At 62.7% G+C, this 19968-nt stretch carries 18 protein-coding genes; 11 read left to right on the top strand and 7 right to left on the bottom strand.

The window, feature by feature from the left end; all coding sequences use genetic code 11:
* The first annotated feature begins 117 nt into the window (after window positions 1-117).
* The 4 genes from ACESY8_RS14995 to ACESY8_RS14980 are packed head-to-tail and all read left to right on the top strand — an operon-like array spanning window position 118 to window position 4784.
* Window positions 118-1101 (top strand): ABC transporter ATP-binding protein, encoded by a 984-nt coding sequence (locus tag ACESY8_RS14995; RefSeq protein ID WP_054338914.1) that lies wholly within the window; start codon window positions 118-120, stop codon window positions 1099-1101.
* Window positions 1098-1961 carry an ABC transporter permease subunit gene (locus ACESY8_RS14990; RefSeq protein WP_054338913.1) on the top strand — a complete coding sequence of 288 codons (864 nt, stop codon included), beginning with the start codon at window positions 1098-1100 and terminating at the stop codon, window positions 1959-1961. The genes ACESY8_RS14995 and ACESY8_RS14990 overlap by 4 nt, the downstream gene beginning before the upstream one ends.
* Window positions 1961-3412, top strand: coding sequence for a GldG family protein (locus ACESY8_RS14985; protein WP_204681751.1), 1452 nt, complete (start codon window positions 1961-1963; stop codon window positions 3410-3412). Before ACESY8_RS14990 ends, ACESY8_RS14985 begins: the two co-directional genes overlap by 1 nt.
* Window positions 3399-4784: a DUF4340 domain-containing protein gene (locus tag ACESY8_RS14980; protein ID WP_044942847.1), complete on the top strand. Its 1386-nt coding sequence runs from the start codon at window positions 3399-3401 to the stop codon at window positions 4782-4784. Before ACESY8_RS14985 ends, ACESY8_RS14980 begins: the two co-directional genes overlap by 14 nt.
* A gap of 129 nt (window positions 4785-4913) precedes the next feature.
* Here ACESY8_RS14980 and ACESY8_RS14975 read toward each other — a convergent pair whose 3' ends face one another.
* The 3 genes from ACESY8_RS14975 to ACESY8_RS14965 form a co-directional block, all read right to left on the bottom strand.
* Window positions 4914-5516: a cytidylate kinase-like family protein gene (locus ACESY8_RS14975; RefSeq protein WP_054338912.1), complete on the bottom strand. Its 603-nt coding sequence runs from the start codon at window positions 5514-5516 to the stop codon at window positions 4914-4916.
* 64 nt (window positions 5517-5580) lie between these two features.
* Window positions 5581-6846 carry an anti sigma factor C-terminal domain-containing protein gene (locus ACESY8_RS14970; protein WP_054338911.1) on the bottom strand — a complete coding sequence of 422 codons (1266 nt, stop codon included), beginning with the start codon at window positions 6844-6846 and terminating at the stop codon, window positions 5581-5583.
* Complete coding sequence (locus tag ACESY8_RS14965) at window positions 6843-7328, bottom strand: RNA polymerase sigma factor (protein ID WP_054338910.1); 486 nt, start codon at window positions 7326-7328, stop codon at window positions 6843-6845. Before ACESY8_RS14965 ends, ACESY8_RS14970 begins: the two co-directional genes overlap by 4 nt.
* Before the next feature lie 271 nt (window positions 7329-7599).
* Between ACESY8_RS14965 and gdhA the strand changes: the two genes are divergently transcribed.
* Window positions 7600-8955, top strand: coding sequence for an NADP-specific glutamate dehydrogenase (gdhA, locus tag ACESY8_RS14960; RefSeq protein WP_498794828.1), 1356 nt, complete (start codon window positions 7600-7602; stop codon window positions 8953-8955).
* A gap of 184 nt (window positions 8956-9139) precedes the next feature.
* Here gdhA and ACESY8_RS14955 read toward each other — a convergent pair whose 3' ends face one another.
* Window positions 9140-9652 (bottom strand): hypothetical protein, encoded by a 513-nt coding sequence (locus tag ACESY8_RS14955; RefSeq protein WP_054338908.1) that lies wholly within the window; start codon window positions 9650-9652, stop codon window positions 9140-9142.
* Window positions 9653-9732: 80 nt separating this feature from the next.
* On the opposite strand from ACESY8_RS14955, the gene ACESY8_RS14950 reads away from it, so the two are divergent.
* From ACESY8_RS14950 to ACESY8_RS14930, 5 genes are all read left to right on the top strand, one after another.
* A complete protein-coding gene (locus ACESY8_RS14950; protein ID WP_082382886.1) occupies window positions 9733-9963 on the top strand; it encodes a helix-turn-helix domain-containing protein in 231 nt (76 codons plus the stop codon).
* A 551-nt stretch (window positions 9964-10514) separates the two neighbouring features.
* Window positions 10515-12095, top strand: a complete 1581-nt coding sequence (locus tag ACESY8_RS14945; RefSeq protein ID WP_204681749.1) for an NAD(P)/FAD-dependent oxidoreductase — start codon at window positions 10515-10517, stop codon at window positions 12093-12095.
* 130 nt (window positions 12096-12225) lie between these two features.
* Window positions 12226-13359 (top strand): tyrosine-type recombinase/integrase, encoded by a 1134-nt coding sequence (locus ACESY8_RS14940; protein WP_054338907.1) that lies wholly within the window; start codon window positions 12226-12228, stop codon window positions 13357-13359.
* A 118-nt stretch (window positions 13360-13477) separates the two neighbouring features.
* Complete coding sequence (locus tag ACESY8_RS14935; protein ID WP_154024827.1) at window positions 13478-13963, top strand: RNA polymerase sigma factor; 486 nt, start codon at window positions 13478-13480, stop codon at window positions 13961-13963.
* Window positions 13956-15389, top strand: a complete 1434-nt coding sequence (locus ACESY8_RS14930) for a hypothetical protein (RefSeq protein WP_054338906.1) — start codon at window positions 13956-13958, stop codon at window positions 15387-15389. The genes ACESY8_RS14935 and ACESY8_RS14930 overlap by 8 nt, the downstream gene beginning before the upstream one ends.
* Before the next feature lie 44 nt (window positions 15390-15433).
* On the opposite strand, the gene ACESY8_RS14925 is transcribed toward ACESY8_RS14930, so the two are convergent.
* The 3 genes from ACESY8_RS14925 to ACESY8_RS14915 form a co-directional block, all read right to left on the bottom strand.
* The gene (locus ACESY8_RS14925; protein ID WP_007492468.1) at window positions 15434-15907 is read right to left on the bottom strand and encodes a GNAT family N-acetyltransferase; all 474 of its coding nucleotides are present in this window, start codon (window positions 15905-15907) and stop codon (window positions 15434-15436) included.
* Between the two features lie 33 nt (window positions 15908-15940).
* Window positions 15941-17305 carry a citrate/2-methylcitrate synthase gene (locus ACESY8_RS14920; protein ID WP_021631196.1) on the bottom strand — a complete coding sequence of 455 codons (1365 nt, stop codon included), beginning with the start codon at window positions 17303-17305 and terminating at the stop codon, window positions 15941-15943.
* Between the two features lie 161 nt (window positions 17306-17466).
* Window positions 17467-18390, bottom strand: a complete 924-nt coding sequence (locus tag ACESY8_RS14915; protein ID WP_024725085.1) for a magnesium transporter CorA family protein — start codon at window positions 18388-18390, stop codon at window positions 17467-17469.
* A gap of 428 nt (window positions 18391-18818) precedes the next feature.
* Between ACESY8_RS14915 and ACESY8_RS14910 the strand changes: the two genes are divergently transcribed.
* Complete coding sequence (locus tag ACESY8_RS14910; protein ID WP_024725084.1) at window positions 18819-19898, top strand: radical SAM protein; 1080 nt, start codon at window positions 18819-18821, stop codon at window positions 19896-19898.
* Window positions 19899-19968 lie beyond the last annotated feature (70 nt).

Genomic DNA, 19968 nt, shown 5'->3' with positions numbered 1-19968 from the left:
GGGGGCCCCCACCCCCTTTTTCTCCTCCGGGGAAGAGGGCTTTCAGCGTCGTTTCAGCATTCCTCTTTATAATGACCTCGGGTGCCATGCACTCAAATGGAAACGAGGAGGTCAACCATGATCACAGTGGAACACCTGACAAAGTGTTATGGAGATTTCCTGGCGGTGGACGATCTCTCCTTTGAAATCGAGGAGGGGCATGTCTACGGCTTCCTGGGGCCAAACGGCGCGGGAAAGTCCACCACCATGAACATCATAACCGGCTGCCTGTCCGCCACAAGCGGGCGTGTGCGCATCGACGGGCACGACATTTTCGAGGAGCCCGGCGCGGCCAAGCGGCTCATCGGCTACCTGCCGGAGCAGCCGCCCCTCTATCTGAACGAGACCCCGGTGGAATACCTGCGGTTCGTGGGCGAGGCCAAGGGCCTGCGGGGCAAGGAGCTGGAGGCCCAGATCGGGGAGGTCATCGAGCAGACCCGCCTGGAGGGGGTTCGCGGCCGCTGCATCTCCGCTCTCTCCAAGGGCTACCGCCAGCGGGTGGGCATTGCCCAGGCGCTGCTGGGCAGCCCCAGAGTCATCATTCTGGATGAGCCCACGGTGGGGCTGGACCCCCTCCAGATCATTGAGATCCGGGAGCTCATCCGGCAGTTGGGCCAGACCCATACAGTTCTGTTCAGCTCCCACATCCTGTCCGAGGTGCAGACCATCTGCGACCAGATCCTCATGATCGCCCACGGGAAGCTGGCGGCCTTCGGCGCGCCCGACGAGCTGGAGAGCCGCCTGCTCACCCCCAACGAGATCACCCTGACCGCCGAGGGGACGGAGGAGCAGGTGCGCGCCCTTCTGGACGGCATCGGCGCCATCACCGGCCGGTCCATCACGGCGGAGGAGGGCGGTCTCGTCACCGCGCGCCTCAAAACCGGACGGGAGGCAAGCCTCCACGACGTCTCCCGCGCCCTCTTCTTCGCCTTTGCCGGGGCGGGGGTTCCCCTGCTGGAGATGGCGCTGAAGAAGGCCAATCTGGAGGATATCTTCATCGAGCTGACGGAACAGAGCGCGGAGGCCCCGGCCGCCGCGGAGGGAGAGGAGGGGCAGGCATGACCGCTGTATTCAAGCATGAGCTGAGAAGCTATTTTCACTCCCTGACCGCCTATGTGTTCGGCGCGTTCCTGCTGGCCTTCATCGGCATCGGCGCCATGCTCTACAACCTCCAGGCCGCGGTCAGCAACTTCGAGTACGTTCTCAGCTTCGCCAGCCTGGTCTTTGTGGTCATCGTACCCGTGCTGACCATGCGGGTGCTGGCGGAGGAGCGCAGGCAGAAGACCGACCAGCTGCTCTACTCCCTGCCCATCACCACCGTGCAGATCATCGCCGGGAAATATCTGGCCCTGCTGGTGCTGTACCTGATCCCCCTGGCCATCATCGCGGTCTATCCGCTGATCTTCGCCCAGTTCGGCGACGTCTATCTGCTCACCTCCTACGGCTCCATTCTGGCCTTTTTCCTGCTGGGCGCGGCCCTGATCGCCGTGGGGGTCTTTCTCTCCTCGCTGACCGACAACCAGGGGCTGGCCGCCGGCCTGGGCATCGCGGTCATTCTGCTGAACTACTACAGCGTCAGCCTCTCCGAGTATGTCTCCTCCACCCCGGTGGGGGCGCTGGCCGCCCTGCTGGTGCTCATTCTGGCGGTGGGTGCCGTGGTGCGCTATCTGACCCGAAACAGCAACCTGGCCTACGGCGTCTGTCTGGTGCTGCTGGCCGCGGTGGCGGCCCTGTACTTCGTGGACAGCACCGCCTTCGAGGGCCTGCTGCCCTCGGTCATGTCCGCCCTCTCCCTCTTTGAGCGGTTTTACACCTTTGTCAACGGCGTGTTCGACCTGACGGCCGTGTTCTACTACCTGACGATGGCCGCCCTCTTCCTGTTCCTCTCGGTGCAGTCTTTGGAGAAAAGGAGGTACAACTGATGAAGAAGCGGCCGAATGCAACACCCTCCGGCCCGGCGGGGCACAGCCGCCAGGCCTTTCAGGGCGGAACCTACTCTCTGATGCTGACGGCGGCGGTGCTGGCGCTGCTCATCGTCCTCAATCTTCTGGTGAGCGCCCTGCCCACCAGCCTGACCCAGTATGACATCAGCGCCTCCAAGCTCTACTCCGTCACCAGCAACACCAAGGTGGTGGTCAACGCGCTGGAGCAGGACGTGACCATTTACTGGATCGTGCAGTCCGGCGAGGAGGACGCGGTGATCGAAAACCTCCTGGGCAAATACGAGAGCCTGTCCGACCACATTACCGTGGTCAAGAAAAACCCCGACGTCTACCCCACCTTCGCCGAGCAGTACACCGACGAGGCGGTGAAGAACAACAGCCTGGTGGTGGAGTGCGGGGGGCTCAGCCGGTTTATCTCCTACGACGACATCTATCTGTCCGAGCCGGACATGTACACCTACTCCTACAACACCTCCTTTGACGGTGAGGGCGCCATCACCTCGGCCATCGATTATGTGGTCAACGCCGAGCAGCCCCAGCTCTACCGGCTGGAGGGCCACGGCGAGAGCGAGCTGCCCTCCACCTTCCAGGAGCAGCTGGAGAAGGCGAACATGGAGCTGCACGACCTCTCCCTGCTGACCGTGGACGCCATTCCTGAGGACGCCGCCTGCCTCCTCATCTACGCCCCCACCAGCGACATCTCCGGGGAGGAGCGGGATATGCTCGCCGACTATGTGACCGGCGGCGGCAAGCTGCTGGTCATGGCCGGCCCGGTGGATGGCGCCTCCCTGGACAACCTCTACAGCCTCCTGTCCGAGTACGGCGTGACGGCCAACGAGGGGATTGTGATCGAGTCCGACCGGGAGCACTACGCCTTCCAGGCGCCCTTCGCCCTCCTGCCTGACCTGGCCTCCAGCGCCATCACCGACTCCCTGATCGACGAGCGCTACTTCCCCATCCTGCCCCTCTCTCTGGGCCTCACCGTGGGGGAGGACACCAACGGCGCCACAGTCACCCCCCTGCTCACCACCTCGGACGCCTCCTACAGCAAGCTGGCCGGCTACGAGCTGGACACCTACGACAAGGAGGAGGGAGATCTGGACGGCCCCTTCACCCTGGCGGTCTCCGTGGAGGCGGGCAGCGGCCAGATGGTGTGGTTCTCCTCCTCCGCCTTCCTGGACGACAAGTATAACGCCCTTTCGTCGGGGGCCAACGTGAACCTGGGGATGAACGCCCTGTCCTCCCTGGTGGGGGAGAGCGAGGCCATGGCCATCCGCAGCAAGTCTCTGAACTACAACTACCTGACCATCAGCGCGTCCACCTCCTCCCTGCTGAAGGTGCTCATGATCGGCATCGTACCCCTGGCCTACCTGGGCGTCGGCATCGCCGTGGTCGTTAAGAGAAGGAGGATGCAGAATGAAGCGGTATAAGCGGCTCTATGTGGTGCTGGCGGTGCTTCTGGCGGCCTGTATCGCCACCTTTGCCCTCAGCCGGTACAAGGCCCAAAAGGAGCAGATCCAGACCAGCGGGGAGACCATCCTCTCCATCTCCGCCGACGAGGTGGAGAGCCTCTCCTGGGACTACGACGGGCAGACCCTGTCCTTCCACCGGGACGGAACCTGGAGCTACGACGACGACGCGGCCTTCCCGGTGGACGCCGAGCAGATGGACCTACTTCTGGAACCCTTCGAGGCCTTCGGCGCCGCCTTCATCATCGAAGATGTGGACGATCTGGGCCAGTACGGCCTGGATAACCCGGTGTGCACCATCCGCGTCACAGCCGGCGGGGGGACTCAGACGATCCAGCTGGGGGACTACAGCAAGATGGACTCCCAGCGGTATGTCTCCATCGGGGACGGAAACGTGTACCTGGCGGCCCACGACCCCCTAGACGAGTTTGACGTGACCCTGGACGAGCTGATCGACCAGGACGACATTCCCGCCTTCGGCCAGGTGTCGGAGCTGCGCTTCTCCGGCGCGGAGAACTACGCCGTCTCCTACCAGGAGGACGGCGGCAACACCTACCGGGAGGACGATGTGTACTTCACCGAGCGGGACGGGGAGCAAGTCCCGCTGGATCCCGACCGGGTGGAGGACTATCTCCAGGCCATCCAGTCCCTGTCGCTGACGGACTGCGTAACCTACAGCGCCAACGACGACGATCTCCAGGCCTGCGGTTTGGACAGCCCCGAGCTGATCATCGAGGTCGCCTACGACGGAGAAGACGGGGCCTCCGGCACCTTCACGCTGAACGTCAGCCGCGATCCGGATGAGCGGGCGGCGGAGGCCCCCGCCGACGGGGAGAGCGAGGAGGAGATCACCGCCTACGCCCGGGTGGGCCAGTCCAAGCTACTCTATCAGATCACCGGCGCGGAGTACGAGGCGCTGATGGCCGCCTCCTATGACGCTCTCCGGCACCAGGAGGTGCTGCCCGCCGCGCTGGAGGATATCAGCCAGGTGGACATGACCCTGGAGGGCGAGACCTACACCCTCACCGCGGCGGACAGTGCGGACGGGCCGGCCTTCGCCTATCAGGGCGAGACGCTGGAGAGCAACGATTTTCAGAGCGCCCTCCAGGCCCTGACCGCCGTGTCCTTCACCGATGAGGCCCCCACGGGCAAGGAGGAGATCGCCCTGACCCTCCATCTGGAGGGGGAGGGCTCCCCCACCGTCCAGATCGCCCTCTACCGCTTTGACGGGGAGAACTGCCTGGCCACGTTGGACGGCAAACCGCTGTGTCTGGTGGAGCGGAGCGCGGCGGTGGCGCTCATTGAGGCGGTTCACGCCATTGTGCTCAACTGAACGCCATACGGAAAAGAGGCCCCGGAATCACTTGGGATTCCGGGGCCTCTCAGCTTCTTGTCAAATTCTTGTCAAACGAATTGTCTGCTCCGGCGCGGACGGTCCGGGCCGGTGGGCCGTCCCCGCAGCTTACGCTCCGGTCCCGCCCGCCACGGCCAGCGCCGCGGCCTTGATGGTGGCCACCGCCGCGGCAATGCCCATATGACTGCTGACGCACAGGTCATATTCCCGGCTCTGGCCCCACTTGCCGGTGGCAAAGTAGTTGTAGTAGGAGGCGCGGGCCTTGTCCTGGCGGAGCACAAAGCTCTCCAGATTCGGCTCCTGGACGCCGTACTCCTCCCGGGCGCGGCGCACCCGCTCGTCCAGCGGCGCGTGCACAAAGACGCTCAGCCGCCTGGGGTCGTCCCGCAGAATGTAGTCGGCGCACCGGCCCACGATGACGCAGGACTCCCTGGACGCGGCCTCCTTGATGACCTTGGCCTGGGCAATGAACACCTGGTCGGGCACCGACGGAGTCTGTACCGCGGTGTAGAGGTCGTACAGGAAGCTGTTGGTGGGACGTTGATGCTCGGAATCCCGGATGAAATTCTCCGAGAATCCGGTCTTCCTGGCCACCTCCGTGATGAGCTCCTTGTCGTAGAAGGTGATACCCAGCTCCTCCGACAGCTGCTTGGCGATGAGCCGCCCGCCGGAACCGTACTCCCGGCCGATGGTGATGACAACATGCTTCATAAGGACACCTCCTATCCTGATTTTATTATAATACAAACCCGCCGGTTCGTCAAAGCGGATTTTCTCAACCCCAGCCGAATGTCCCGCCGGCAGAGTACTTGGAGGGCAGTACGGTGTCGATGGCGATTTTGTCCACGTCCCCGTTCTCCCACAGGCGGAGCAGATCGTCAGCCTCGGCGTACACCAGCGCGCCGGTCACCTCCACGCCGTTGGCCTCCACATAGGCGGCGGCCTCCGCGAAATAGCTCTGATAGTAGTCCGCCCAGACCTCGCCCCCCAGCAGGGCCTCTATTGCCTGAGGCCGGTCGTTCACATAGGCCAACAGGCTACGGAACCGCTGTTCATAGGCCACGCCCACGGCCCGCTCCAGACTGGCCTGGGCCCAGTTAAACATGGGATAGTCCTCCCAGTCGGGACTGAAGCCGCTGCCCCGCGCATCCAGCATGGGGAATCCCAGCATGCTCTCCTCCCCCGTACGGACGCCCGCCCACAGAAAGCGGATGCCGCTGTACTCCTGCTGCTCCTCCAGCCAGTACAGCTTTACGGGGTTCAGATGCTCCGGAAAATGCACCCACGCCGCCACATAGGAGGTGCCGGGCAGCTCGCGCAGGTAGTCCTGGGTGTGGCGGCTGAATTCCAGTTTATCACTGACGCGCCCGCTCTCCGCCGACTCCATAATCTCCAGAATACTCCGCCCCGGACTGGAGTGCGCCCAGAATCCGTCTGCATGGGGGCCCAGCTCGCCGCTCCTCTGGCTCGTCTCCCCGGTGAGCCACGCCTCCGTTTCCACCGTGAGGGTGTAGCGCCCGAACCCCTCCGGCTGCGCCGAGGCGGCTGTCACCGTCGCCCCCGGGGCGATCAGGCTGTAAAGGGCAGTAAGATCCACCGCCACGTCCTGACTCTCCACGCGCAGATGGCGCTCCGCTTCCTCCGGCGGCAGGTCTCCGATGCTGATCACCTCCACGCCGTTCTCCTCCACAAGAGAGTCCGGCGCGCGATCTTCCATTCCGCCCACCGTGTAGGCGTTTGGCTGATAGTACAGGGACGACACCAGGGGGCTGACCACGAAGCGAACCCCCAGCAGGACGGCCAGCACGATGCAGGCCGCCCACACCGCCGTCCGCCGCAGGCGGCGGTTTACCTTCTTCTGAATGTGCCGTACCTCTCTGGCGGGGGCCTGCGTCTCCGCCGCCCCCAGCGCGTCCTCCACCTGCTCGGCCAGGTAGTCGGCAATGGCCTCGCTCTTCTCCAGCTCGGCCTCCACCAGGGCCCGCTCCTCCTCGCTGGCCTGCCCGGCCCGGTATTTGTCCAGCAGTTCCCGAAATGTCATATCTGTCCCTCCAATCTGCTCTTCAGCTTCTTCCGCGCCCGGCACAGCAGGGTGCGGGCCGCTCCGGGGGTGAGTCCCATGGCCTCCCCCGCCTCCTTCAGGGAGAGCCCTCCATAATAGTGGAGGGTGACGATCTCCCGATCCACCGGGGAGAGGGCCTGCACCGCCCGGTAGACGGCCCGGCGCCGTTCCTCCTGGAGCAGCTCCTCCAGCACGTCCCCCTCCACCGCCAGCTCGGGGCCTGGCGGCTCCGGGGCCAGGCGGCGGCTGCGCCGCACCTGATCCAGCCACAGGTTGCGGCACACCTTATACAGCCAGCTCCGCCACCCGGCGTCCGCCCCGTCCAGTGCCAGCAGGGCGCGGCAAAAGGCCTCCGCGGTCAGATCCTGGGCCTGGGCCTCGTTCTGGCACAGGGAATAGGCGTAGAGATACAGCTCTCCGGCATAGCGCCGGTACAGCTCCTCCAGCGTGCGCGGCTCCACTCCGCTCCCCCCTTTCTGTCTATTCAACGTCTCAGCCGAAAAAAGGTTACACTTTCTCCGGCATCTTGCATCACTCAATTCATTTTTTGCAAAACAGCCCAATTTTCCGGTGGCTTTCCCGTCATTTTTGCAATTTTATTTTTTTCTCTTGCATTTTTAGGGAAAACAGATTATAATAGCTCCATCGTGGAAGCGCGGGGCCTCTCCCCCGCGTTCATCGCTCAAATTCGGCCGCCTGCCGGGCAGGCGCCACGCAAAGGGGTTTGGCAATATGGCATTTACCTTTACCAATTCGTATCTCCAGGGTGTCTATGAAGATGTCTGCAAAAAGAATGCCCACGAGCCGGAGTTCCTCCAGGCCGTCGGCGAGGTGCTGGAGTCCCTCCAGCCCGTGGTGGAGCAGAACCAGCGGCTGGCTAAGTCCGGCGTCATTGACCGGATTGTGGAGCCGGAGCGCAGCCTGTTGTTCCGCATCTCCTGGGTGGACGACCACGGCCAGGTACAGGTCAACCGGGGCTACCGGGTGCAGTTCTCCACCGCCATCGGCCCCTCCAAGGGCGGCCTGCGGTTCCACCCCTCCGTCAACCTGTCCATCATCAAATTCCTGGGCTTCGAGCAGGTGTTCAAGAACTCCCTGACCGGCCTGCCCATGGGCGGCGGCAAGGGCGGCGCGGACTTCGACCCCAAGGGCAAGAGCGACAACGAGGTTATGCGCTTCTGCCAGTCCTTTATGACCGAGCTGCAGCGCCACATCGGCCCCGACACCGATGTGCCCGCCGGTGATATCGGCGTGGGAGCCCGCGAGATTGGCTACCTGTTCGGCCAGTACAAGCGCATCCGCAACGAATTCAACGGCGTGCTCACCGGCAAGGGCCTGAGCTACGGCGGCTCCCTGGCCCGCACCGAGGCCACCGGCTACGGCCTGTGCTACTTCGCCGACGAGATGCTCAAGGCCGCCGGAAAGTCCTTCCAGGGCCAGAGCGTGGTGATCTCCGGCTCCGGCAACGTGGCCATCTACGCCAACCAGAAGGCCACCGAGCTGGGCGGCAAGGTCATCGCCATGAGCGATTCCAGCGGCTATATTGTAGACGAAAACGGCATTGACTACAAGGTGATCCAGGAGATCAAGGAGGTCAAGCGCGCCCGCATCAAGACCTATCTGGACTATGTACCCACTGCCAAGTATTTCGAGGGCTACCAGGGCATCTGGACGGTACCCTGCGGCATCGCCCTCCCCTGCGCCACCCAGAACGAGCTGCCCCTGGAGGGGGCCAAGGCCCTGGTGGAGCACGGCTGCTTCGCCGTGGCCGAGGGCGCCAACATGCCCTCCACCCCCGAGGCGGTGGCCTGGTTCCAGGAGCACGGCGTCCTCTTCGCCCCCGCCAAGGCGTCCAACGCCGGCGGCGTGGCCACCTCCGGCCTGGAGATGAGCCAGAACTCCATGCGCCTGAGCTGGAGCTTCAAGGAGGTTGACCAGAAGCTGCACACCATCATGCGCAACATCTACCACAACGCCGCCAACGCCGCCGCCGAGTACGGCATGGAGGGCAATCTGGTGGCCGGCGCCAACATCGCGGGCTTCATGAAGGTGGCCGACGCGATGATCTGGCAGGGCGTGAGTTACTAAAAAGGCTTCTGCCTTCTGAGACCCGTCGGCCACCGGAACCCCATCGCAAGATGGGGCGGCGCGGCAAGCGCCGTACAAGCGTTTTCGCCCGAGGCGAAAACCTTGGCGCAGAGGCAATTCATTTGCCCCGAGCATGTGAAATAGACACAGAAAAAAGCAGGTGTCCCGGCGGGACACCTGCTTTTTATTCATATTCCCGGTTCGGTTCGATGTACCGCTGAATCCACGCCTTGTACTCCGGCGTCCCCTCCCCCGCCTGACAGCCGAAATAACAGCTATACATGGCCTCGAAATCGTCCCGGTATAGCACGGCGGTCCGGTAGTTGTCCCAAAATGAGCTCAGCGGCTTTCCCTTTTCTGCGACCAACCGGCTCAGCATACGAAATGCCGTCCGCTCTGCCTTGTCCTCTGCCTGGGGGAAGCCAATATTTTTTTCCTGGGAGATGTCGTCCTCTCCATAGGTAAAGATGCCCTCGGCAGAGAGATCGGAGAGCTTTTTATTCTTTTGGTAGCAGGCTGCGCAATAGCGGAGGGCAACCATATGGCGATATGCCTCATAAGACCGGAACGCCTCGCTGATTCCCGGCCAGCTTCCCAGAATCTCCACGAGGGCCTCATGCTCGGCACAGACCAGACGGTAGGCCGGACAGTTTTCCCGCATGTAGTCCTTGTGTTTTTCTAACAATTCCTGTATCATATCATCACCCATTTAATTATAGGTCAATTTAACCATAATTTCAATAGGTCAAATCACCCATAATTATTCAGGGTGATTTTATGTCTCGTCTAAAAGACTTAAGAAAGAAGCGCGGGTATACGCAGGTCAAAATGCAAATGGCAACCGGAATTGACCAAAGTGATTTTTCCAAAATAGAGTCCGGCAAGCGGTATTACACCTTTGAGCAGTGTAAACGGATTGCTCTCGCGCTTGATACCAGCATGGACTATTTGGCCGGCTTAACAGATGTAGAAGACCCATATCCCCGCTCCAAGCAATCACAGCAATAGCACCTTGCTTCTGATCTCTGCCCAACCATGTAGGGGGGGCCTTTATGGCCGCCCGCGGGCGACCACAAGGGTCGCCCCTACGCTGCTATGCGTTGGGCCGGGTGCCAAGACTGTCTCCCTTCCGCGTAGGGGCCGACGCCCCAAGGCGGCCTCTCTTGCTCCTCTGGGGCAATTCACCTTCTGCCCACATCGGCCCGCCTTGTGCCGGACTGCGCATCTTCCATATGACCCCTTTTGGTATCTGTTTTCTTGTCCTGCCTCCGGCGGGCCCCTGTGATGGTTCCCTCCTCGCGGCAAAGCCGCTGCGGTCTACGCTACAAACGTGCCGCTGGCACGTTTGCTTTACGCTGCGGTTCCGATTTCCCCCGCCTTAACAATCCACCCATTAAAACGGCCAAGAAGGGGGAATTGCGATTCCCCCTTCTTGGAACTTCCCACAAGTCGTTCTATCGGTGGCTTTCCGGGGGGGGGGGGGGGGGGGGGGGGGGGGGGCTTACTCCGTAACGCCCCCCCCGCACCCATTCCCCCAACTTCAACAGAGAGGTAACGCCATGATCCAAATTCAAAACATTCCCCTACCCATCGGCGGCGGAGAGGAGCAGCTCCGCAAGCGGGCCGCCAGACTCCTGGGGCTGAACCCCGGCCAGCTCCGCTCCCTCACCCTGGCCCGGCAGTCCATCGACGCCCGCAAAAAATCCGACGTGCACTATGTCTGCACCGTCCATGTGGAGGTGGACAACGAGGCCCGGATCATGGCCCGCTGCCGGGACAAAAACGTGAGCCTCCATGCAGAGCGGCCTTACGCCTTTCCGCCGGTACGGCGGACCTCCCCCCTGCCTCCGGTGGTGGTGGGCATGGGCCCCGCCGGGCTGTTCGCCGCCCTCTTTTTAGCCCGGAACGGGGTCATCCCCATTGTGCTGGAGCGGGGCCGTCCGGTGGATGAGCGGACGGCGGACGTGGAGCGCTTCTGGGCCACGGGGGTGCTGGACACCACCTCCAATGTGCAGTTCGGCGAGGGGGGCGCGGGCACCTTCTCCGACGGCAAGCTGACCACCGGCACCCACGACCCCCGCATCTCCACGGTATTCCGGACGCTGGTGGAGGCGGGCGCCCCGGCGGACATCCTCTACCAGCACAAGCCCCACATCGGCACCGACATTCTCCGGGACGTGGTGCGCAATGTGCGGCGGGAGCTGCTGGCCCTGGGGTGCGACGTGCGTTTCGGGCACCGGCTGGCGGGCCTGGACGTGCGGGACGGCGTCCTGCGGGCCGTTGCGGTGGACGGCCCCGGCGGCCGGTATGACCTGCCCTGCGACGCGCTGGTGCTCTCCCCCGGCCACTCCGCCCGCGACACCTTCCAGATGCTGCTGGATACCGGGGTGCCCATGGCCCCCAAGCCCTTCGCCATCGGGGTACGCATTGAGCATGCGCAGGCCACCCTGTCGGAGGCCCAGTTTGGCCCGGCATGGGAGCGGCTGCCCGCGGCGGACTACAAGCTGGCCTGCCATCTGCCCACGGGCCGCAGCGCCTTCACCTTCTGCGTCTGTCCCGGCGGGCAGGTGGTGGCCGCCGCCTCGGAGGAGGGGCGGCTGGTGACCAACGGCATGAGCTGCCGCGCCCGGGACGGGGCCAACATCAACGGCGGCTTCCTGGTGGGGGTGTCCCCCGCCGACTTTGGCTCGGAGCACCCCCTGGCGGGGGTAGAATTCCAGCGCCGCTGGGAGGCGGCCGCCTACACCCTGGGCGGCGGCGGCTTCCGCGCCCCGGCCCAGACGGTGGCCGACTTCCTGGCCCGGCGGCCCTCCACGGCCCTGGGGCGCATCGCTCCCACCTACCGCCCCGGCGTCACCCCGGCGGAGCTGGACCGCTGCCTGCCCGGCTACGTGGCCGACACCCTGCGGGGGGCCCTCCCCCTCTTCGACCGCAAGCTCCACGGCTTTGCCGCGCCGGAGGCGGTGCTCACCGGCGTGGAGAGCCGCTCCTCCTCCCCGGTGCGCATCCTCCGTGGGGAGGACTTTCAGTCCCCCATCCGGGGCCTTTACCCCTGCGGCGAGGGGGCTGGGTACGCGGGCGGGATTACCAGCGCGGCCGTGGACGGCATTCGGGTCGCCGAGGCCATCGCTTCCAAATAAGCATATTTTTTACATAAAAACCCCATTTTGGCGCATAATAACGCCAGAATGGGGATTATTATGGTCTTTCACAATTTCGTATGATACTGTAAAAGTCCAATTCTGTCGAAAAGTGAGGGATTTTGAAGCGATGGCTCGAAAAAAAGTAGAAACTAATATTTCTTTTGACGAAATGCGACAGAAATACTATGTCTGCATGGATTACGGCCTGGATGAAACCGGCAAGCGAGTGAAGAAGTACAAGACCTACCCCACGCTGGCCCAGGCCCGCCGGGGCCTGCGCGATTTTCAGACGGAACAGGACACCCACCAGACCGTGGCCCCCCGCTCCATGACCTTGGATCAGTGGCTGGAATACTGGATGGAGGAGGTCATTCAGCCCAACCGGGCCGCCACCACCATCTACGGCTACCGCAAGATCATCGACAACCACCTGTCCGACGCGCTGGGCTCCGTCCCCATCCAGAAGCTGACGCCCCAGCATCTCCAGCAATACTACTCCATGCTCATGCGGGACAAGGGCCTGTCGGCCAATACGGTACGGCGGCACCACGATCTGCTCTCCTGCGCCCTGCACATGGCGCTCCGGCAGGACATCATTCTCCGCTGTCCCACAGAGCGGGTGGAGCCGCCCCGGGTCATCCCCCATGAGGCCCGATTCTACACCCCGGCGGAGCTCAAGCGGCTGTTCGGCCTGGTGGAGGGCCACTGGCTGGAGCTGATCGTCAAGCTGGCGGGCAGCCTGGGCCTGCGTCGGGAGGAGATCTGCGGCCTGCGGTGGAGCAGCGTGGACTTCGAGCTGCGCAAGCTCCACATCAAGGAGGCCCGCACTGCCGCCGGGGCGGAGATCGTGCAGAAGGAGACCAAGAACCGCTCCTCCAACCGCATCCTCCACATGAGCGACGATCTCTACCGCCTGCTGCGGCGGGAACGCGCCCGGCAGGCCGAGCGCAAGCTGGCCCTGGGAGACACCTGGCCGGACACCGGCATGGTGGCGGTGGACGCCAAGGGCAACCCCTACTCCCCCAACGCCGTATCCCTGGCCTTCACCCGCTTCATTCAGGCCCACCACCTGCCCAAAATCACCCTCCACGGCCTGCGCCACACCTTCGCCACCGTGGCCTCCGCCCAGGGCGCGCCCCTGTTCGACATCGGCAAGGCCCTGGGCCACTCCACCCCCGCCACCACGGGCAAGATCTACACCCACCTGCTGGATCAGAACCACACCGCCACCCTCGACCGGGTGGCAAATGCGCTGAAATAATGCCAGGGGGGCGGACGAAAAACGTCCGCCCCCCTGGCGCTTTCCCACAAAAAATGGTACAATCCATGCAATCATCCGCCCTCCTCAGGTGTGTATAGGGCAGAAAGGAGCGAGAGCCATGGCCGACCAGCTCCGGGGGGACGCCCCCTTCTCCTACGCAGTGGAACACTATCTGGACACCGTATACCGCGCGGCCTTCCACGCCGCCCCCTCGCCCCAGGACGCCGAGGACGTGGCCCAGGAGGTCTTTGAGGCTCTGCTCCGCAGCGGCAAGCGCTTCCGGGAGCCCGAACACCTGCGGGCCTGGCTGCTGCGGGTCACCGTCAACAAGTGCAAAAACCTCTACCGGGCCAAACGCCGGACGGAGGTGCCCCTGACGGAGGCCATTCCCGCCCCGGAGGCGGCGGAGCCCTCCGTCCTGGACGAGGTGCGCGCCCTGCCCGCGCCCTACCGCAGTACCCTCTACCTCCACTACTTTGAGGGCTATACCGCCGCGGAGATCGGGAGGATACTGGGCGCCAAGCGGAACACGGTGCTCTCCTGGCTGGCCCGGGGGCGGCAGGCCCTGCGGGAGCGGATGATCGGAGGCTTTGACGATGCATAAATCAGACTATCTGGCCCAGGTGGAGGCCCTCCGCGCCTCCCCGGAGCTGCGGGCCCGGGTGGCCGGGCTGGCCGGGACGCCCGCCCGCCGCCGGAGACTCCGCCCCTGGATGGGGGTGTGCGCCTGCCTGGCCGTCCTGCTGCTGGGGGGAACCCTGCTGCTGCCCCGGCTGGGGGGCAGCTCCGCCGGCGGAGGCGGCCACGCCGGGGGGAGCATCTTCCAGTCCTACGCCGGACCGGTCTTTCCCCTGACCACCCTGGAGGACGCCGGGCTCACCGCCCGCCGCACCATCACACTGGACTTCGCCCCCTGGGGCGACGGGCACACCACCGACATCGACGTCACCGACTCCTATGTGCTCACCAACCCCACCGACACCGACCAGAGTGTCACCCTGGTCTACCCCTTTTCCGGCAGCTTCTACGCCCTCTATCCCCCCACCCTGACGGCGGACGGTACGGCGCTGGACGCCGTCATCCGCCCCGGCGTGGGCGGGAGCCAGAGTCTGGAGTCCTGGGAGGAGTACGCCGCCCTGGTGGAGGGGGACGATCTTGCGGCGGCCCACGCCGAGATCCCCGCCCTGGACACGCCGGTGACGGTCTACGCCTTCACCGACCTCACCCGGCCGGAGAGCGACGCCGCGGCCCCCACCCTGGCGGTGACCTACCCCTGGTCGGAGGACGCCCCCGCCGTGCTGACTTACGGCTTTCACGGCAGCTCCATTGACCGGGAGGCGGGGTGGGCCCGGCGCAGCTTCTCCCTGCCCGAGCCGGACTCCCCCCACGCCCAGGACCCCCGTCTGCTCATCGCGGTGGGCGGCGCTCTGGAGGACTACACCCTACAGGGCTTCCGGGACGGGGGCTGCGACCCCGGCGGGGAGCTGGACGGAGTGAGCGCCGCCGTCACCCGGTACGAGTCCACTCTGAGGGAAGTGCTGAACGCCCTCTGTCCCTCCCCGGATACCCTGGTCCACAAGTACGGCGGCGAGACGGACGCCGCTTCCCTCTCCAGGGAGGTATTTTTTGACACCCTTTGCCGGGGCTTGGGCACGGCGGTGCCGGCAGACATGACCATGCTGGAGGATGTGTTCTCCTGGGTCAACATACAGGAGCGCATCTTCTATACGGAGGCCGCCCTCACGATTCCCGCCGGGGAAAGCGTCCAGGTGGAGGCCGCCCTGCCCAAGGAGGCCAGCTTTGACTTCGCCTGCGCCCACACGGAGAACCGGGGCATTTACGGCTATGATCTGGTTACGCGGCTGGGTTCCGCCCTCTCCTTCACGCGCCAGACCGCCGCGCTGGCCCACACGGAGCAGATTGCCATCGTCCGTCAGAACTTCGGCTTTGATCTGGCGGCGGGACTTACTTCCGTGCCGCTGGCCCCGGACCAGGAGCACTACTATCTGGAGGTGCGCCGGATCAAATAAAGAGGAATCCCCCGGCGCAGCCGGGGGATTCCTCTTTATGTTCTTTACGCCAGCTTCCGGTTGGGTCGCATGAAGAGCCACTCGGACACGCCCTTGCGAATCACATCGTGCAGCAGGCACTTGGGCTGGAAGCCCAGGGACTGATAGAGCCGCTTGGCCCCCGTATTGAACTGGCTGGTCATGATGAACATATTGGGATAGTTCTTTTCCTCCATAACCCCGATGAAAATTTTGACCAGATCCGTGCCGATGCCCTGGCCCCGGTACTTCTTTTTCACACCCAGCAGATTCAGATAGGGCAGGCCGGCCAGGCCGTTCCGGGTCATATACATGACGCCCACGGCCTCGTCCCCAGGGCTCATGGCTACATAGAGATCGCCGTCCGCCATCGCACGGAGCAGGTTCTCATTCAGGCTGTCCCCCTCGGCGAAGTAGGCGTCGTACAGCTTGGAGCCATAAAAGACCTCCCGATACTCCTCGAGCCGCTCAGGCACGCCCTTTACCAGTGTAAACTTCATCTCCGAACACACTTCTTTCGGATGGATTTGAGGTCACCGCTCCGCAAGCGGCGCATAATCCGCGTGGTTCCCCACATACTTGTAGGCCGGGCGGATGATTTTGCCCATGTTGATGAGCTCCTCGATACGGTGGGCGCTCCATCCGGCCACCCGGGCCATGGCAAAGAGGGGGGTATAGAGCTCCAGGGGCAGATCCAGCATGTGGTAGACAAAACCGGAATAAAAGTCCACATTGGCGGATACGCCCTTATACATCTTCCGCTCACCGGCGATGATCTCGGGGCCCAGCCGCTCCACCAGGGAGTACAGCTCATACTCCTCCGTACGGCCCTTCTCCCGGGACAGCTTCTCCACAAAGGAGTGGAGCAGGTTGGCGCGGGGGTCGGACAGGGAGTAGACCGCGTGGCCCATGCCGTAGATGAGGCCCGCCTTGTCGAAGGCCTGCTTGTCCAGCAGGGCCTGGAGGTAATGGCGCACCTCGTCCTCGTCCTTCCAGTCCTTCACCTGCTCTTTCATGTCCTCAAACATTCGAATGACCTTGATGTTGGCGCCGCCGTGCTTGGGCCCCTTCAGTGAGGCCAGGGCGGCCGCCATGCAGGAGTAGGTGTCCGTCCCGGAGGAGGTGACCACATGGGTGGTGAAGGTGGAGTTGTTGCCGCCGCCGTGCTCGGCGTGGAGGGTGAGGCAGATGTCCAGCACGTGGGCCTCCCAGAAGGAGTAGGAGGAGTCAGGCCGCAGCAGGGAGAGGATGTTCTCCGCCGTGGACAGCTCCGGCTGGGGGGCGTGTATGTAAAGGCTGTTCCCGCTCTTGTAGGTGTAGGCCTGGTAGCCGTAGACGCTGAGTACCGGGAACAGGGCGATGAGCTGGAGACACTGGCGCATGACGTTGGGCAGGGAGATATCGTCGCACCGCTCGTCATAGGAGGCCAAGTTCAGCACGCTGCGGGCCAGGGAATTCATAATATCCTGGCTGGGCGCCTTCAGAATGACATCCCGCACGAAGTTGCCGGGCAGGGTACGGTAGTAGGCCAGCTGGTTTTTAAAGCTCTCCAGCTCCGCCGCGTTGGGCAGGCGGCCCAGCAGGAGCAGATAGGCGGTCTCCTCAAAGCCGAACCTCCCCTCCTTCAGCGCCCCCGCCACCAGCTTCTCTACATCGATGCCGCGGTAGTAGAGCTTGCCGTCGCAGGGGATCTCCTGCCCATCCACCATTTTTTTGGCGATGATGTCGGAGATCTCGGTCAGGCCCGCCAGAACGCCCTTGCCGTTGAGGTCGCGGAGGCCGCGCTTGACGTCGTATCTCACATAGTCCCCCGCGTCAATGCTGCTGTTTTGCAGGGACTGGGCCGCCAGCGCTTCAATCTCAGGGGTGATATCGCAGTAGTTTGGATTGCTCGCCATAGAAAACCTCCATTCTTCCGCTCTGCCTTGCGTACCGCAGAACGCCTTTGTGAAATGTGCATCTCTCCAATATAATCCAGTATAACATGTAATTGTTACCAGAATATGAATCCACACATAAAGTTTGATTCAAAAAACGGTGGAGTTGGTCCACCGTTTCTTCAGAAGAGATCCCGTTTTTTCAGAATAATAGCCACCACCAGGATCACCACGCCGGACAGGGCCAGCGGGAACCACCAGAACTGGTCCAGGGGCAGATTGGCTACGTTCATCCCGTAGAAACTGAAGAAGATATTTGGGATGGTCAGCAGGATGGTGATGGAGGTCAGCACCTTCATGATCACGTTCAGATTGTTGGAGATGACGGAGGCGAAAGCGTCCATCATGCCAGAGATGATGGAGGAGTAGATGTTAGCCATCTCGATGGCCTGGCGCACCTCAATGAGCACGTCCTCCAGCAGGTCGTGGTCCTCTTCATATAGGGTGATGATGCGGCCCCGGAGAATCTTCTCCAGGGTCACCTCATTGGCCTTGAGCGAGGTGTTGAAGTAGACCAGTGACTTTTCCAGATCCAGGAGCTGAATGAGCTCCTTGTTTCGCTGGGACTTGTAGAGCTGCCGCTCCATGTAGTTGTAGATCTTGTCAATCTGCTTCAGGTACTGAAGGAAGCGTTTGGCAACCTGCAACAGCATATAGAGAATGAAGCTGGTGCGCTTCTGGGTCTCGGCAAACCGCACCAGTCCGTCCTGGAAGTCCTTCAGAATGGAGGTCTCCTTCAGGCAGACGGTGATGATGTGCTTGTCGGTGACGATGATGCCCAGGGGCAGAGTGGAGTACACCACCGCGTCATCCTTCTCCACGGCTGGCACATCGATGATGATGAGGGTCTGTCCGTCCTCGGTGTCGATCCGGGAGGTCTCCTCCTCGTCCAGGGCGGCCCGGAGGAAGGAGGGCTCCACACCCAACGTCACCGCTACGGTGTTCAGCTCGTCCTCGCTGGGATAGGTCAGGTTCACCCAGCAGCCGTCCTGCACGGAATCCAGCCGGGTCATTTTTCCTTGAATCGTTTTAAAAATAGAGAGCAACGATCTCACGCCTTTCTCGGCGCGGGCCCCTCAAAAGGGTATAAAAATCCCCGCACGCATTTGTCTTTGCCGCCTGTGCGGAAAATATCCTTCCTGCACAGGCCAAGCGGCGACACGGCGTGCGGGTCTACCGGACGGGCCGGTCAGCCGCAGAGCCAATGCGCCGCGCTCCATATGGGACATTCTCGACTCACAGGGTCACCGCTCACAGCGCATATCACTCCTTTTCCAGTATTGTCATTTGCTTTTTTATTATAAGCCCGTCCGGCGCAGATTGCAAGTAAAACGTCCGTTAAGGTGCATCCGTCCTATAAACCGGACCATTTTCGCTTTGATCTCTTCGGATCATTTTTAAAATGATCCAGAGAGATCCCGGATTGACAGGTCGATCGACTTTTGCTATACTGGGTCGGAAGGACGGTGAAAACATGCCCAAGACAATCGGAATTATCGACGCGGATCTGCTCGATAACGGGACCCGTCACCCCAACCTGGCTCTCATGAAAATCAGCGGCTATCAAAAGGAGCTGGGCAACGACGTCACCCTGCTGGAGGATTACTACTCCATTCCCAAATACGACGAGGTATATCTTTCCCGGGTATTTGATTTTACCAACGTACCCATTGATCCCAAGAACTACCCCAATCTGCACATTGGAGGCACCGGCTTTTTCTGGATGACCGCCCCGGACCTTCCCCTGGAGGTCGAACACCATATGCCCGACTACCACCTCTACGACGAATATGTGGGCAGGCAGATCGCCCGGGGCATCAAGCCCCAGACCTACAGCGACTACATGGACTACAGCATCGGCTTTACCACCCGGGGCTGCTTCCGCAAGTGCCCCTTCTGTGTCAACCAGAAGTATGACCATGTGTTCCGCCACTCTCCGGTGAAGGAGTTCTTCGACCCCTCCCGCAAGCACATATACCTGTGGGACGACCAGTTTTTCGGCTTTCCCAAATGGCAGGAGGTGCTGGACGAGCTGGATGAAACCGGCCGCCGCTTTCAGTTCCGCCAGGGCCTGGATGTGCGTCTGATGACCGAGGAGAAGGCCAGGCGGCTGGCGAACGTGAAGTATCACGGGGACTATATCTTCGCCTTCGACCACATCAACGAGGCCGAGCAGGTGGTGCGCGGCCTGAAAATTTGGCGGAGACACTCCGACAAGTCCACCAAGCTCTACGTGCTCTCCGGCTATGAGTCCCAGGGCGCGGAGGAGATCGCCTCCATCTTTGAGCGCATCCGTATCCTGATGGAGTACCAGTGCCTGCCCTACATCATGCGCCACGAGTACTACAACCGCTCTCCTTACAAAGGGATGTTCATCACCCTGGCCCGCTGGTGCAACCAACCCAGCTTTCTCAAGAAGAAGAGCTTCCGGCAGTTCTGCGAGGCCAACGGCCTGACCAGCTCTGCTTTCCGCTACATGTCTGAGTTCGAGCACGACCACCCCGATATTGCGAAGCAGTATTTTGATATCCGTTTCGACCGGCACGGCGCGTAAGGCGCCTGTTCCCTTCCCATACGTCCCAGCATCGGAATTTCAAGGCCGTGGGGGGGGGGGGGGGGGGGGG

The sequence above is a fragment of the Clostridium sp. ATCC BAA-442 genome, assembly GCF_964239415.1.
GTDB lineage: Bacteria > Bacillota > Clostridia > Oscillospirales > Oscillospiraceae > Flavonifractor > Flavonifractor plautii.
Note: the sequence above shows the minus strand (reverse complement) of the source record. Positions and strands in the feature narration are given on the sequence as shown.